This window comes from Ochrobactrum sp. EDr1-4 (assembly GCF_049199085.1).
Lineage (GTDB): Bacteria > Pseudomonadota > Alphaproteobacteria > Rhizobiales > Rhizobiaceae > Brucella.
The window spans coordinates 66279-81495 of the sequence record NZ_JBLZOF010000013.1; the positions used below are offsets into that span (position 1 = coordinate 66279).

The window sequence follows — 15217 nt, forward strand, 5'->3', positions numbered from 1 at the left end:
AATGAATAATCGTCTTCAGACTGGGGATTTAGAGGCGGGAAATATTAATATATGCATAAAACAAAATTTCGTATGCGAAGCTCTTTCTGTGGCTCGGGACTTATAATTGGAGCTTTATTCTTTGCTGCTTCATTAACACCCAGCCTGATACCACGTAATTACGTTTTTCAGGGCATTTTGGCGGGTGTGGCTTTTGGTTCGGGTTATGGTATCGGCGTATTTCTGCGTTGGCTTTGGTTATACTTGGAGCTACCCAGCCTCAATGCTCAGATCTTAAAATATGCCAAAATATTAGCGGCTATAATTTGCTTGAGCATCATGCTTTTGGCCTTGTATCAAACCGCAAGCTGGCAAAACTCGATCCGCAGCGTTTTGAATATGGAGCCTGTGGAAAGCGGTTATCCATTTAGTGTCAGCGTGCTGGCACTGATAACCTTTGGGGCTCTCGTTCTTCTGGCGCGTGGGATAATCGTTCTGGGCCGGATGATAATCAATAAACTCAACAGCTATTTTCCACGCAGAGTATCCATTATTGTCGGCGCAGCAATTACGTTTGCTCTTATATTTACAATAGCAAACGGCGTTTTGGTAGAGTATTCATTCCGCGTATTAGACAGTTCTTTTCAGAGATTTGACGCTCTCATTGAACCGGACCGCCCGCAGCCACTCATAGCGGAGCGCGCTGGCAATCCTCAATCAAAACTCGATTGGCGACAACTGGGGCGTGCTGGACGTGAATTTGTAGCGTCAGGACCGACAGCATCGGAAATCAGCGATTTTAACAATCGAACCTCGTTAGAGCCAATTAGGCTTTACGCTGGCTTGCAGGTGGCGGATACACCCGATGAACGCGCTCAATTACTGCTGAGCGAACTAATTCGGACAGGTGCTTTTGATCGCGCAGCACTGGTTGTCATCACGCCAACAGGCACTGGGTGGGTTGACCCGTCCGCAATTGATGGACTGGAGTTCTTGTTTGACGGCGATGTCGCAAGCGTTGCATTGCAGTATTCTTATTTAAACAGCCCGCTTTCACTCCTATTTCAGCCAGAAAACGGACTTGCTTCATCACAGGCGCTTTTCCGGGCCGTTTATGATCATTGGAAAAAGCTGCCGATTGATCAACGTCCAGAGCTCTATCTTCATGGACTTAGTCTGGGTGCGTTTAATTCCCAGCGGTCTATAACTTTCTTCGATATTCTGGGAGATCCAATTAATGGCGCGGTCTGGAGTGGCCCACCCTTCCCGAGTGAAAAATGGCGCTCGCTGACCAATACTCGCGATGCCGGATCAACAGAATGGTTGCCGGTTTTTCAGGATGGACGGTTTGTGCGCTTCATGAACCAGAACGGCACGCCAGAGGGGAATACAGCGCAATGGGGTAATACGCGTTTCGTCTATTTACAATATGCCAGCGATGCGATCACCTTTTTTGATAAAAGTCTGGCCTATCAGGAAGCCGACTGGATGAAATCGCCGCGAGGTCCTGATGTATCGCCCATGCTGGGATGGTATCCGATTGTGAGCATGCTGCAAATCCTCATCGATATGCCTTTGTCGGACACGGTGCCGATGGGTTATGGGCACGTCTATGCGCCGGATCACTATTTAAATGCGTGGCTAGAGGTTACGGGCATAGAAACCTGGCAAGCTGACGAAATAGAGGCGCTTAAGAAGCATCTCATTAATAGAGCTCAGCGTGAAGATGGTTACGAGTATCGTGGCGGTTGAAGATGTAAAGCCAAAAACTTATACGCCCGCTAATGCGAAAAAACATCGCAGATAAACAACACGTTATCAGTTTGGAATTCACTGAATGGCCGCAGTATTTCAACTCTCTGTTTATACGTCTTTTTTAGCCTTCACAGCTTTAGGTGTGGCGTTCTTTTTATTCGGCCGTCTGGTTTTGTACGTGCTTGCAAAGCATGCAAAACATAATCATCTCTCCATTCCTATCGGAGCATTCATAGGGACAGTGGCTACGGCGTGGGCGCTCGCGCTCGGCTTTGTGGCAGCCGACATCTGGGCTGTGGGTTCAAAAGCTGACCAAGCCACCAGTGATGAGCGATCAGCTATTGTACGCTTGATTGGTACGGCTAATTCTCCGGCCATTAACGCGCCTGAACTACGGGAGGCTCTGATAACATATCGAACGGCGGTCATAGAGGATGAGTGGACGAAGAATATCAACCTGCGCCCGGTTTCTTCTGTTGAGGTGGCATTACAGAATATTCGAAATGAGATTTTTGCGATAAGCCAGAGCGATATTCCCTCGCCGATTATCTCACATCTTCTCAATGATTTTGATATTCTGCAAAATTCGAGAAACTTGAGGTTGGCAGTCGGAACGACGTCAGTTGATGCTTACAAATGGTATTTGGTATTGGCACTCACATTGATGACGATTATGACAATTGCTTCAACCCATGCTGACAGAACACGCGCTGGCAGCATGGCTTTGACGATTTTTTCCTTCAGTGCAACTTTATGTTTATGGATATTGGCAATCCATGCAAATCCGTATCAGGGGCTGGAAAAGCTTGAACCAACGCTGCTGCTAACTGAGAATACCCCTCAGACGTAATGAGAGTTAGTTCAGTCGGCTATCAAATCAGAGAGTGGCAGAATATTGCGATTAAACCCCTATTATCACGGGCCAGTAACAGACCATTTCGACGGCCAAAGGTTCTACAACCCGGGTGAACCTATGACTGATCGTGGTGTTCAAGAAGTACTGCGCTGGCAGCGTGCTTCTCCTAAAAACGCCTGGCCAACTAAGATCAATGTTCAGCAGGTTGTCCCTGAAAGTCGTGTGGACGCATTGACCGTAACAATGGTCGGCCATGCGACGGTTCTCATTCAAATTGCTGGTCTTAATCTCCTCACCGATCCAGTATGGTCAGATCGCGCGGGTCCTTTTCACCTTGTCGGACCTAAACGTGTCGCTGTTCCCGGTATAGCATTGACCGACCTTCCGCCGATCGACATAATCTTGCTGTCCCATAACCATTATGACCATTTTGATGTACAGACCTTAAGAAAGCTCAAAGCGGGGCATTCGCCACTGTTCGTTACACCATTGGGCAATGATGTTTTGATCCGGCGTTACTTGCCAGACGCTCGTATCGAGACAGGTGATTGGGGAGATTTTTTCTCGATTGGTAAAAATACGGAGATTCACATCGTTCCTGCAAATCATTGGTCAGGACGCAGCTTACACGATCGTCGCATGGCCCTTTGGGGCGGCTTTATGGTTAGGACGGCTGGACGATTGATTTATTTTGCAGGGGACACCGGATATGGAACAGGGAGGATTTTCCGCGACATGCGACGACAATTTGGATCGCCTGATTTAGCAATTCTGCCATGCGGCGCTTATGATCCTCGTTGGTTCATGGCCCCTCAGCATGTTGATCCAGAGGAAGCCATCCAAATCATGTGTGATCTCGACGCCGATAAGGTCCTGGGCATGCATTGGGGCGTGTTTAAACTCACTGACGAAGCATGGAATGATCCAGCTATTCGACTCTCAAAAGAACTTGAGGCCCGCGGCGTTAATTCGACGCGTTTCCAGCCAATGATGCCCGGTCAGGTGGCACACATTTCTTAATGCGATTCACGGTACGAACCAGAGCAACGTGATTAAACGTCGGATTTTCCTTTTATACTGAAGTCACAAATTCCATGGAGGCCCGCATAGCTAAATTAACAAACCAAGGCTAGGGGAGCTAATTTCGGCGCCTATACCATCCAGGTGTTTAAAATAAGCTCGCCGTGAGGCTTTATTGTTAAGCCAGCCTTCATATAGTGCCTGCGTGGGTTTTCAGTTATCGGAGGTTAGCCATCATCGGTGATTACATTGCCACCAAGACTGTAATTTGCTAAGATCTCGTTCGATTTGAGGAAAAAGGCCATGTCCGAACCACAGTTGTCGGTGCGCAGCTCCAAGGCGCGCGATCTGGCACATGCGCTGTCAAAGCGAACAGGCATGCCGGTGAACCGGCTCGTTGAGCGTGCGTTGGAGCGTTATGACCAGGAATTGCGCCAGCAGCAGGCATTAACCCCTTTCGATGCGATGCTGGATCTTATGGCTGAAGGCCGACAAACGGTGCCTGCCGGCACAACCTCGGCTCACGACGACCTCTATGATGAGAATGGACTGCCGCGATAATCACCATCGATACGTCGGTCATCCTGGCCATGGCCTTGCACGAACCGGAAGCTGATGAGTTGCTGCGTCGCGAGGCCGCGCTTATCGGCTGGCCCCCACTGCTGGAAACACGCATGGTTTTGACAGGCAAGGGGTTTCAAAATGCCGCTGCAATTATCGATCAGCTCGTGGATTTGCCAAACATCACAGCAATAGCTTTCGATCAAGCGCATTATCGCGCGGCTGAACAAGCATTTGATCGATTTGGCAAAGGCCGTCACCCAGCCAGTCTGAACATGGGTGACTGCTATTCCTATGCTGTGGCCAGCGTATCTAAAGCACCGCTGCTGTTTAAAGGACAGGATTTCGGGCAGACCGACCTTAAACTGCACCATGAATCTTCGACATTATAGCGATGGCGGACGAAAAGCCGAACTGCTCTGCTCCCTTAAAACTGGATCGTTTATGATTAGAGTTTTCCGCGCTATTTTCCGGGCTGGGAGAAGGAGTGGGAAGCATCGAAGTTTCAGATGCCCAGAAGGTGTTTATTCTCAAGCAGGGGGATGACGGGGGACCGCCAGAACCTATTGCCAAAAGATAGAATTGCTCAAAGCTGTGTACCCCAGATTCTGTCATACCCGATCATCCCAACTAGCATGGCGATGACGAAGAGAATAGTTTGAGGCAACCCCATCGACAATGACGTTATAGCGGGACCGGGGCAAAAGCCGCCAATGCCCCATCCCAGACCGAACAGCGCCGAGCCAATGATAAGAGGCGCATCGATCCGTCGACGCGTTGGCACATGAAAACTGTCGTCGAATGTAGGATGCTGCATCCGCTTCGTCATTTTAACACCAATGAAGGCGATGCTAACCGCGCCGCCGAGAACAAACGCAAGACTTGGGTCCCAAGCGCCGAAAATGTCGAGAAAGCCTTGTACACGAACGGGATTGAGCATTCCAGACATAGACAGTCCAAAACCGAAAATGGCACCGGAGGCAAGAGCGCTGCAGAATTGATAAAACTTTAGGTTCATAGCCCCAGACCTCGCAGCACAATAACACCAATCATTCCTGTTCCCAGAAAGGTAGCAACCGCTGCAATTGATCGCGGTGACAGACGAGCCAGCCCCAACACACCGTGCCCACTCGTGCAGCCAGATCCCATGCGCGAACCGAAGCCGACAAGAAGTCCGGCGACGATGATCAGTGGCCACCCAGTAGTAATTTGCACAGTGGGCCAGGTGCCGAAAGCGGTCAGATAAATAATTGGCCCGATTACCAGTCCCACGACGAACGCAAGGTTTGTTAACGACGCGCTTCTCTGTAAAAGTCGCCCGACGATTCCGCTTACTCCAGCAATCCTGCCGTTAAGGATCAGGAGCATCGCTGCTGAAATGCCGATTAACATCCCACCTACAAGTGAGGATAGATAAGTGGTCATTCTACGCCCTCCACGCAAAAGATGTCATAAAGGGCAGCGACCAGTTGAGCCGCCTTGTCTTCTGTGAGGCGATAAAAAATCTGTTTTCCATCTCGTCGCGTCTCGACTGTTCTGGAGCTGCGCAACACGGTTAGGTGCTGCGACAGGTGAGGTTGATAAACCCCGATTTTTTCTTCCAGCTCCCCAACGGAATACTCGCCTTCCACAAGGCTGCAAACGATCATCAGACGCGCTGGATGGGACAGTGTCTTGAGCAGGTCTGCCACTTCGCCCGCGCGCAGAGATAGTTCAATGGAAAATAGCCCCGCTTTCATCATTGCCATCCTGTCCACCGTCATTCCCATGCGGCCCCTTCCAACGCGTCCAGTGGAAACTTCAGATAGCGCTTACCGTTGGCTTCTGGCTCAGGCAGTCGCCCACCACGTATGTTCACCTGCAGCGCATGCAGGATGAGCTTTGGCATTGGCAGCGTTTTGTCGCGCTTGGTCCGTAAGGCAACGAACGCTTCTTCCGATACGCCCGCCAGGTGCGGATTGTGCTTCTTTTGAACAGCCCCTGTGCTTTCCCACCGAGGCTCACGACCGCACGGCTGGTAATCATGTCCGGTGAATAGCCGCGTCTCATCGGGAAGTGCTATGATATTCTGGATTGACTCCCACAATGCTCGCGCATCGCCGCCGGGAAAATCGGCCCGCGCCGTACCGCTGTCTGGCATAAAAACTGTGTCATGCACAAAGGCGGCATCGCCCACCACGTAAGTGATGGAGGCGAGCGTATGCCCCGGCGAGAACAGAACCCTGGCATCGATGGAACCAACCTTAAACGCTTCACCATCGGCAAACAGCCGATCCCATTGTGAGCCATCGGTGGCAAGCTCGGGCCAGTTATATATCCCCTTCCACAGCTTCTGAACGTCGGTTACATGCTCACCTATCGCTGTCTTGGCGCCGGTTTTCTGCTTGAGGTACTGAGCTGCGGAAAAGTGGTCGGCGTGTGGATGGGTGTCGAGAATCCATTCGACTGTCAGTCCACTCTCACGGACGTATTCGAGAATTGTGTCTGCATTGATCGTCGCCGTTGACCCCGACTTTTCATCAAAGTCGAGAACGGGATCTACAATTGCGCACATACCGGTCATCGGATCGGACACCACGTACTGAACACTGGAGGTTCGCTTATCGAAAAAGCCTTTTACCCGCGGGCGACGGTCAGCGAAGCGTTTAAGCCATACTGCAGCGACACTGGTATCAAAGCCGAGCTGATGTCCGAAGTGTACAATATCGTCAACAGACATGCGTCCGTCCAATACTTCACCGATGAGATGAAGGGTGAGCGAACACGTACCTGTTTTGCAATGCGCAAGCACGGGACCCTCCGATTTTCTGACCACCGTCTGAAACGCATGCACATCGGCTTCCGTGATCGTATTCATCGTGACCGGAATATATGCATAAGAAAGATCGCGTTTGTGAGCCACATCTCGTTCAGCCTGGTTTCCGGGCTGGTCTGCGCTTTCATTATCGCGACGGTTGTTGATTAGCGTTTTGAAGCCGCTTCGATCGAGTACACTGAGTTCTTGCGCGTTTGGCTGCGTTGATATCGACAGTTTCTCAGTTATTTTCGTGACGGGCATCTTTGCCTCCGACGTTAACATTATATAATATATTATAATGTATAATGTATTATATGAAGGTTTTCAAGCCTGCCTCGAAAATGCAGATTTTCAAAATCCGCGCAGGAGCTCTAACAAAAACGGCAAAAAGCCCGATCGCCGCAGAAGAATTCTATACTTCTAATTTTCAGGCCACTCGCAAAGGGTCTCGATAGAGGTATGATGATATGTATACAATGTCCGGAGGTACCTCAATGAGCCGATTACATACAGAGAACCACCTCGTATCCCGGATCGGATGGCTTCGCGCAGCGGTACTCGGCGCCAATGATGGCATTGTCTCAACGGCCAGCCTCATTATGGGCGTCGCATCTGCTTCAACGGGAACGACGCAGATAATGGTCGCGGGCATCGCCGGCCTTGTCGCAGGCGCGATGTCCATGGCGGCGGGAGAGTATGTTTCTGTCAGCTCTCAATCCGATACGGAGTTGGCAGATCTTTCCAGAGAGCGCAAGGAACTCGAAACTCAGCCCGAAGCAGAGCTCGATGAATTGATACAAGCCTATATTGATCGCGGCCTAGCCCCGGAACTGGCGCGGGAGGTGGCAATACAGCTGACCTCACGCAATGCTCTGGAGGCACATGCCCGTGACGAACTGGGAATTGTCGAACACATGGAAGCACGGCCTGTGCAAGCAGCGCTGACCTCAGCGGTCACGTTCTCGATCGGGGCCGCCCTACCCTTACTGATGGCGGTCATCGCACCTCCCTCGATCTTGCTTTACGCGGTTGCTATCTCTTCCTTGCTGTTTCTGGCGTTTCTAGGTGCAATCGGCGCCAAGGCGGGAGGAGCTAATGTGCTTAAGGCGACCATTCGTGTTACTTTTTGGGGTGCTTTGGCGATGGCAATCACGGCTGGTATTGGGGCCCTGGTCGGCACAGCGGTCTGACCGTCAATCTGAGTATTAAGGGAATACATATGTAAAGAAGAATTATCGTAGTCGGTGAGAGGCGGGACCTAAAATTTACTCATTCTGTAGGTCGGGAAGACTATGAAGATGCTGTTCTCGGTTGAAGATCGATCAAAAACAATCCTGCTGGTTTTTGCCTTGTGCGGACTTGTGATGGGGCTCGGCCTGCACTTTTCCGGCTACTCGTCGGGAGCACGGATAATCTGGGCAATTGCCACTTTGCCAGTGCTGGCATCTTTGCTCGTCGAGATTCTCCGGAGTTTATGCCGAAAGGAGTTTGGGCTGGATATCGTCGCCGCGATGTCTATGTCGGCCGCACTGGCATTTGGGGAAATGCTGGCGGCTTCGATTGTCGCCCTCATGTATACTGGCGGAGCCTTTCTTGAGAGCTTTGCCGAGGGACGAGCACGCCGTGAGATGCATGCTTTGCTGTCCCGCGCACCGCGAACAACAATGCGATATGTCGATGATCATCTCGAAGAGATTGCCGTTGAAACTATTCGTCCCGGTGACCGCCTTCTGATCCGTCAGGGAGATGTCATCCCCGTCGACGGAAGTATCACTTCCGTAAAAGCTTTCGTAAACATGTCTGCTTTGACGGGAGAGTCACTTCCGATTTCGCTTGCGTCGGGAGCAGAAGTGCTAAGCGGTTCAATGAATGCCGGCGATGCTTTCGATATCCTTGCTAAGCACGAAGCGAAGGATAGTACCTACGCTGGCATCGTTCGCCTCGTGGAAGAGGCACAGCATTCCAAGGCTCCAATGTCCAGACTGGCAGACCAGTGGTCTGTCGGCTTTCTGATCGTGACCGTCATAATCGCCTTCGGAGCATGGTGGCTCACGGGAGACCCGATAAGGTCGGTCGCCGTTCTCGTCGTGGCGACACCATGTCCTCTCATCCTGGCCGTGCCCGTCGCCCTTATTGCGGGACTGTCGCGTTCCGCTCATTTCGGCGTGCTGGTAAAGGGTGCTCGTCCATTGGAGAACATGGCTCGTATCAACACGTTGGTGCTGGACAAGACTGGAACACTGACAGATGGCCGCCCACAAATTACTTCAATCAACGCGCAGCCAGGATTGAGTGAAAATGACCTACTGCGTTTCGCCGCCTCCCTTGACCAGGTGTCCAAACACCCAATGGCACAGGCTCTCGTGGTGGCCGCTCAGGAACGGGGTATAGAGATTGTAATACCGACCGACGTGAGCGAACTGGCCGGGGATGGTGTGACTGGCTTCGTCGATGGCAAAAGCGTCATTGTCGGCGGACACAGCTTCGTTGAGAGACAAGCCAACGCAAAGCTTATCGAAATCCCCAATGCTGAAGCTGGCGCAGTCCTGGTTGCAGTCGCAATAGACGGCAGGCTTGCGGGCTATATCATTATGGCCGATCCCTTGCGAGCCGATGTGATCGATACGTTACGCGGTATACGCAAGGACGGCGTAAAGCGAATAGTGCTGGCGACAGGTGATCGTGCTGCAGTGGCCAAACGCATCGCCAAGGGTTTGGGGCTTGATGCCATCTACTCCGAACTTTCACCCGATCAAAAGGTGCTGACCGTGCTCAGCGAGCGTAAGAACGGCCCCGTGATGATGGTCGGAGACGGGGTCAACGACGCGCCCGCACTTGCAGCGGCTGATGTTGGCGTTGCCATGGGTGCGAGGGGAGCGGCAGCCTCGGCAGAAGCGGCCGATGTCGTTCTTCTCGTAGATAGAATAGACAGACTTCGCGCCGGGATAGAAATTGCCAAGCAATCAAGGCGCATTGCTGTCGAAAGTGTTGTGGTGGGGATTGGTCTCTCTGTAATTGCCATGATCGCAGCAGCGTTCGGTTATCTAAAACCTGTTCACGGTGCATTGCTCCAGGAGCTGATTGACGTCGCTGTCATCCTCAATGCGCTTCGGGCGTTGAGAACCTCACCCAACATTGGCTAAAGGACGTCATTGTACACCAGAATGTGAACGGGTGCACATGGACGAAATCTGTCTGTCAGCAAATGTCGACCCAAAATTTTCACCTGGCTACAGTTTTGTCCGGATTGCTTCGCAAACGATATTGATCCCTATTTTCGCACTGAATGGCGACTTGCAACACGCATTTCATGTTTTCTCCATAAAAAACGTCTGCGTGATAGATGCCCCACTTGTCTGCGCGGAATTTCGCTCCTCGCTCAGAAGCGTCTCATACCGCAGCACGTTGGCTGGACGCTTTGATCGATGCGCAACTAAAGGCACGAGAAAGCACGGACTATTTCGGCAAGTTGCTACTTTCCCTACAAAAACTGCCGGCTCGCCTCAAACAACATTCGTCTTCGTCATTATCGAGTTTATCAACAGCAGCTCGTGCGCAGTGTTTCCAGAGCCTGGGTGAAGATGGGTTTGAGCGACTGTTCCACGGAACTGCAATGCCCAATTTCAGAAAGCACCCAAATGCCGCTGAGCATCCAGATCTTTGATTGACAGCATCGTTATATCCGTTATTCTCGATATATGGAAAACGAAGCTGCAATTACGGCGTTGGCCGCCCTCGCCCAATCGACAAGGCTCGACACCTTTCGACTGTTGGTGAAACACGAACCAGACGGTATTCCTGCCGGTGAACTGGCGCGTATGCTGGATGTGCCACAGAATACAATGTCTGCGCATCTGGCGACATTGTCTCGTGCTGGACTCGTGAATGGCGAACGTCAGAGCCGCTCGATCATCTATCGCGCTGATCTCGACCGGTTTCGAGAACTGACCCTTTTCATGATCAAGGACTGCTGTGGCGGTAGTGCCGAGCTCTGCGCACCTCTTATAAAAAGTCTGACACCCTGTTGCGAACCGAAAGCGCTCACCCAGTAACACAAGGCCGCTGAATTCGGCCTTCCATAAACGGACTGATAAAATGAAAGACCGGATCTACAACGTGCTCTTTTTGTGCACGGGCAATTCCGCACGCTCAATTTTGGGCGAGGCAATTCTGAACAAGGATGGCGAAGGACGTTTTCACGCCTATTCAGCTGGTAGTCGGCCAAAAGGCGACGTTCATCCTCTCGCAATCAAGGAACTGGACGCTCTCGGCTATTCCACCGAGAATCTGAACTCAAAAAGCTGGGACGTGTTTTCAGGTACCGACGCCCCTCAGATGGATTTCATTTTCACGGTCTGTGACAACGCTGCCGGAGAAGCCTGCCCTGTCTGGATTGGCCATCCTATGACAGCCCACTGGGGCATTGAGGACCCTGCCGCTGTTGAAGGAAACGACGCAGAAAAGCAGCGCGCCTTTGCACAGGCGGCCCGTTTTCTGAAGAACCGGATATCAGCATTCCTGAGCCTTCCCCATACCACGGTAGACCGCATGGCGCTTCAAAATCATCTGAAAGGAATCGGCACCATGGAAGGTAGCACACAGACAAATGTGGAGAATAACTGATGTCCACATTCGAACGATATCTGACTGTCTGGGTGGCTCTTTGCATTGTCGCTGGCGTAGCTCTGGGCCATTTCTTTCCGACAGTATTCCATGCAATCGGATCTGCTGAAGTCGCCAGGGTGAATATTCCAGTCGCCATTCTTATCTGGCTCATGATCATCCCCATGTTGCTAAAGATCGATTTCAGTGCATTGAGACAGGTCGCTGAGCACTGGCGTGGCATCGGCGTCACGCTCTTCATAAACTGGGCCGTCAAACCATTCTCTATGGCACTTCTCGGTTGGCTATTTATCGGCTGGCTGTTTCGCCCTCATCTGCCTGCAGACCAGATCGATTCCTACATTGCTGGTCTGATTATTCTGGCGGCCGCCCCTTGCACAGCAATGGTGTTCGTCTGGTCCAACCTGATCAAGGGCGAGCCGCATTTCACGCTGTCGCAGGTCGCCTTGAACGACGCGATCATGGTTGTGGCATTTGCCCCTATCGTCGGGCTACTGCTCGGCCTGTCTGCAATTACCGTGCCATGGGACACACTGGTATTTTCGGTTGTCCTCTATATCGTCATTCCGGTGATTATCGCGCAAATCCTACGTAGAAGCATTCTCGCCAGCGGCGGACAACAATCCTTCGATGCAATGCTCAGAATGCTACAACCGCTGTCTCTGGTTGCGCTTTTGGCGACGCTCGTTCTGCTATTCGGGTTTCAAGGAGAGCAGATCATCGCACAGCCCATGATCATTGCGATGCTGGCCGTCCCGATCCTCATCCAGGTCTATTTCAACTCTGGCCTCGCTTATCTGTTGAACCGAATTTCAGGCGAGCAACATTGCGTCGCCGGTCCCTCGGCTTTGATTGGCGCATCCAACTTCTTCGAGCTGGCAGTAGCAGCCGCGATCAGCCTTTTCGGCTTTTCATCTGGCGCAGCACTTGCAACGGTAGTTGGCGTTCTTGTTGAAGTGCCTGTCATGCTCTCGGTCGTCTGGATCGTCAACCGCTCCAAGGGCTGGTACGAACGCGGCGCCAATCAAAAGCCAGTCACCGAAACAGGAAAACTCTGATGTCAGTTACGATCTATCACAATCCGAACTGCGGCACGTCTCGCAACACATTGGCCTTGATCCGTGCCAGCGGCGAAGAGCCTGTTGTCATCGAATATGTACAACATCCGCCTTCGCGAGAACAACTGGTCGAACTGCTCACTGCGATGCAGATGACGCCTCGCCAACTCCTTCGCGAGAAAGGCACACCATATGCCGAGTTGAGGTTGTCCGATCTAAACTGGACCGATGATGAACTGGTCAACTTCATGAAGGCGCATCCTATCCTGATCAATCGTCCAATCGTGGAAACGCCGCTTGGCACCAATCTGTGCCGTCCGTCAGAACTGGTTCTCGACATTCTGGAAAACCCGGTGTCTTCATTCACCAAAGAGGACGGAGAAGTCATCATCTATGAAAGAAAGTCGCGCTGACATGGACCTGCCGAACCTCGATCAGAATTCCTTCGCATTGCCCAACCTGGATGCACTACGCGCCGACTTTCCAAAGCATAAGCCTCGTATCCTTTTGCTGTATGGCTCACTTCGTGATCGTTCCTATAGTCGGTTTCTGACGCTGGAAGCGCAGCGTCTTCTCGATGCGATGGGTGCCGAAACGCGTGTCTTTCATGCCAATGGTCTTCCTTTGCCAGACGATGGTTCAGCAGAGCATTCGAAGGTTCAGGAATTGCGTGAGGCAATGCTTTGGTCTGAAGGCCAAGTCTGGACCAGTCCCGAACGTCATGGAGCCATGAGCGCTGTCATGAAATCGCAGATCGACTGGATTCCTTTGCCGGGTGGAGCAATTCGTCCGACGCAAGGCCGAACTTTGGCATTGATGCAAGTTTCAGGCGGATCGCAGAGCTTCAACGCCGTCAATCAGATGCGCATTCTGGGGCGCTGGATGCGAATGATCACCATTCCAAACCAGTCATCCGTCGCAAAGGCATGGCAGGAATTTGACGACGCTGGACGGATGAAACCCTCGTCGTTCTATGATCGCGTGGTCGATGTGATGGAAGAACTAGTGAAGTTCACACTTCTGACGCGTGGCATCTCGGATCATCTCACAGACCGATATAGCGAGCGCAAGGAAGAAGCGGCCAAACTCGAAAAGCGAGTTTCATTGAAATCAATATGAGCGCTGAACGGCTTCCCATTGCGGCCATTGTCGGTCTCGGACTGACACAGAATATTGGCTACGGCACCCTCTATTACTCATTCAGCATTCTCGCGCCGTCCATGGCGCGGGACTTCTCCGTTTCCAACGAATCGATTTTCGGAGCGTTATCTGTCGCCCTGCTGGCAGGAGGCTTTCTGGCTCCTTGGTTAGGCAAATGGATTGATCGTTACGGCGCAGGTCGCATGATGACAATAGGTTCGATACTGGCCGCCGTGTCTCTCATACTGTGTTCACTTTCTTCAAATGCTTTGGTGTTTGCAGGCACGCTGACGATCATCGAAATCGCCGCAAACCTCGTCCAGTATGGAGCAGCCTTTGCATTATTGGTGCAATTGGCGCCAAATGTTGCCCAGCGTAGCATCACCTATCTGACACTGATTGCAGGCTTTGCCTCGACAATTTTCTGGCCCATCACAACAACCCTTCAGCATTGGCTCACCTGGCAACAGACCTATTTGCTGTTCGCTTGCCTCCATTTGTTTCTCTGCGTGCCGGTACACCTTATGCTCGCGCGTTCTATTGCAAAGAGTGATCGGAAGCGATCAACGAATGGAACAGTCGCAGCCGCCTGTTCAGGTGATCTGCCTGCCCATCAACGGCGCAAAGGTTTCCTACTGGTTCTCGTCGCATTCTCGATGCAGGCTCTCGTTGCAGCGGCTATTATGGTCCATATGGTGCCGATTTTGGGTGCGCTCGGTCTTGCAGGTTCTGCAGCTTTTATTGGCGCGATGTTCGGACCATCTCAGGTGGCCAGCCGCCTGATCAACATGCTCGGTGGCAAGAACCTCGCTCCGATCAGTCTGGCAGTAATCTCTGCCTCATTGATGGGTATAGCCCTCATTGTTCTGCTATTCGGTGCTCCATCCATTATTGCGACGACGATGTTTGCCTGTCTTTTTGGCTTCGGAAACGGTCTCTTCAGTATTGTCTCCGGAACGTTACCGTTGTCACTATTCGGCAGTGATGGCTACGGTGCCATGCAAGGCAAGATCATGTCAGCCAGACTAATCATTTCGGCCACTGCTCCATTCGCGATGGCTTTCGGCATAGAGAATATCGGTGTGAACTGGAGCCTATTCATCTTGACGCTAACGGTTGGTTGGGCGACCATCACATTGATCGGACTGAAGTTGCTTCGATAGTGCCAGGCGGCACCTCATAAGAAAATGTGGGCCCATTGAAAAATGCAAATCATTTCAACCAGTCACTTGGATTATGGAGTGCATTTTTTCCGTTAACGACTGCAATTGCAATTTTAAACGGAAAACGACAGTCTCACTGGCGCGCGCCAGTGGCGAAAGTAAGTAACCGGGGCAGATTTGTTGGGGGGGTCTTTTATTTTTGAGTCAAAGTCAGAAATGCTTTTTACTCAAGACTTGTGCATAACGCCGAAGTTCGTCGATCATT

General features: G+C 51.7%; 18 protein-coding genes. 14 read left to right on the top strand and 4 right to left on the bottom strand.

Features of this window, described 5'->3' with window-relative positions:
• Positions 1 to 51 precede the first annotated feature (51 nt).
• The 5 genes from ACOZHT_RS22790 (at position 52) to ACOZHT_RS22810 (ending at position 4563) form a co-directional block, all read left to right on the top strand.
• Positions 52 to 1731, top strand: a complete 1680-nt coding sequence (locus ACOZHT_RS22790) for an alpha/beta hydrolase (protein WP_421566726.1) — start codon at positions 52 to 54, stop codon at positions 1729 to 1731.
• 85 nt (positions 1732 to 1816) lie between these two features.
• Positions 1817 to 2584: a hypothetical protein gene (locus tag ACOZHT_RS22795; protein WP_421566727.1), complete on the top strand. Its 768-nt coding sequence runs from the start codon at positions 1817 to 1819 to the stop codon at positions 2582 to 2584.
• Between the two features lie 123 nt (positions 2585 to 2707).
• Positions 2708 to 3610, top strand: a complete 903-nt coding sequence (locus ACOZHT_RS22800) for an MBL fold metallo-hydrolase (RefSeq protein ID WP_421566728.1) — start codon at positions 2708 to 2710, stop codon at positions 3608 to 3610.
• Positions 3611 to 3913: 303 nt separating this feature from the next.
• Positions 3914 to 4171: a type II toxin-antitoxin system VapB family antitoxin gene (locus ACOZHT_RS22805; RefSeq protein WP_421566729.1), complete on the top strand. Its 258-nt coding sequence runs from the start codon at positions 3914 to 3916 to the stop codon at positions 4169 to 4171.
• On the top strand, positions 4168 to 4563 hold the full coding sequence (locus tag ACOZHT_RS22810) for a type II toxin-antitoxin system VapC family toxin (RefSeq protein ID WP_421566741.1): 396 nt from the start codon (positions 4168 to 4170) through the stop codon (positions 4561 to 4563). The genes ACOZHT_RS22805 and ACOZHT_RS22810 overlap by 4 nt, the downstream gene beginning before the upstream one ends.
• 194 nt (positions 4564 to 4757) lie before the next feature.
• Here ACOZHT_RS22810 and ACOZHT_RS22815 read toward each other — a convergent pair whose 3' ends face one another.
• Genes ACOZHT_RS22815 through blh form a run of 4 tightly spaced genes read right to left on the bottom strand, consistent with a single transcriptional unit; the run spans position 4758 to position 7229 of the window.
• On the bottom strand, positions 4758 to 5189 hold the full coding sequence (locus ACOZHT_RS22815; RefSeq protein WP_421566730.1) for a DUF6691 family protein: 432 nt from the start codon (positions 5187 to 5189) through the stop codon (positions 4758 to 4760).
• Entirely contained in the window at positions 5186 to 5596 is a 411-nt protein-coding gene (locus ACOZHT_RS22820) for a YeeE/YedE family protein (RefSeq protein ID WP_421566731.1), read from the bottom strand. Before ACOZHT_RS22820 ends, ACOZHT_RS22815 begins: the two co-directional genes overlap by 4 nt.
• Positions 5593 to 5940 (bottom strand): sulfite-sensing transcriptional repressor BigR, encoded by a 348-nt coding sequence (bigR, locus tag ACOZHT_RS22825; RefSeq protein ID WP_421566732.1) that lies wholly within the window; start codon positions 5938 to 5940, stop codon positions 5593 to 5595. Before bigR ends, ACOZHT_RS22820 begins: the two co-directional genes overlap by 4 nt.
• Positions 5931 to 7229: a bifunctional sulfur transferase/dioxygenase Blh gene (gene blh / locus ACOZHT_RS22830; RefSeq protein WP_421566733.1), complete on the bottom strand. Its 1299-nt coding sequence runs from the start codon at positions 7227 to 7229 to the stop codon at positions 5931 to 5933. Before blh ends, bigR begins: the two co-directional genes overlap by 10 nt.
• Positions 7230 to 7462: 233 nt before the next feature.
• Between blh and ACOZHT_RS22835 the strand changes: the two genes are divergently transcribed.
• The 9 genes from ACOZHT_RS22835 to arsK all read left to right on the top strand — a co-directional run bounded on the left by ACOZHT_RS22835 (position 7463) and on the right by arsK (position 14952).
• Complete coding sequence (locus ACOZHT_RS22835) at positions 7463 to 8158, top strand: VIT1/CCC1 transporter family protein (RefSeq protein ID WP_421566734.1); 696 nt, start codon at positions 7463 to 7465, stop codon at positions 8156 to 8158.
• 108 nt (positions 8159 to 8266) lie between these two features.
• Positions 8267 to 10111, top strand: coding sequence for a heavy metal translocating P-type ATPase (locus ACOZHT_RS22840; protein ID WP_421566742.1), 1845 nt, complete (start codon positions 8267 to 8269; stop codon positions 10109 to 10111).
• A gap of 75 nt (positions 10112 to 10186) precedes the next feature.
• On the top strand, positions 10187 to 10390 hold the full coding sequence (locus ACOZHT_RS22845) for a TniQ family protein (RefSeq protein WP_421566743.1): 204 nt from the start codon (positions 10187 to 10189) through the stop codon (positions 10388 to 10390).
• A gap of 276 nt (positions 10391 to 10666) precedes the next feature.
• On the top strand, positions 10667 to 11020 hold the full coding sequence (locus tag ACOZHT_RS22850; protein ID WP_024899212.1) for an ArsR/SmtB family transcription factor: 354 nt from the start codon (positions 10667 to 10669) through the stop codon (positions 11018 to 11020).
• A gap of 43 nt (positions 11021 to 11063) precedes the next feature.
• On the top strand, positions 11064 to 11591 hold the full coding sequence (locus tag ACOZHT_RS22855; protein WP_421566735.1) for an arsenate reductase ArsC: 528 nt from the start codon (positions 11064 to 11066) through the stop codon (positions 11589 to 11591).
• Positions 11591 to 12649, top strand: coding sequence for an ACR3 family arsenite efflux transporter (arsB, locus tag ACOZHT_RS22860; protein WP_421566736.1), 1059 nt, complete (start codon positions 11591 to 11593; stop codon positions 12647 to 12649). Before ACOZHT_RS22855 ends, arsB begins: the two co-directional genes overlap by 1 nt.
• On the top strand, positions 12649 to 13062 hold the full coding sequence (gene arsC, locus ACOZHT_RS22865; RefSeq protein ID WP_421566737.1) for an arsenate reductase (glutaredoxin): 414 nt from the start codon (positions 12649 to 12651) through the stop codon (positions 13060 to 13062). The genes arsB and arsC overlap by 1 nt, the downstream gene beginning before the upstream one ends.
• Entirely contained in the window at positions 13043 to 13768 is a 726-nt protein-coding gene (arsH, locus tag ACOZHT_RS22870; protein ID WP_421566738.1) for an arsenical resistance protein ArsH, read from the top strand. Before arsC ends, arsH begins: the two co-directional genes overlap by 20 nt.
• Positions 13765 to 14952 (top strand): arsenite efflux MFS transporter ArsK, encoded by a 1188-nt coding sequence (gene arsK, locus ACOZHT_RS22875; protein ID WP_421566739.1) that lies wholly within the window; start codon positions 13765 to 13767, stop codon positions 14950 to 14952. The genes arsH and arsK overlap by 4 nt, the downstream gene beginning before the upstream one ends.
• Positions 14953 to 15217: the final 265 nt, after the last annotated feature.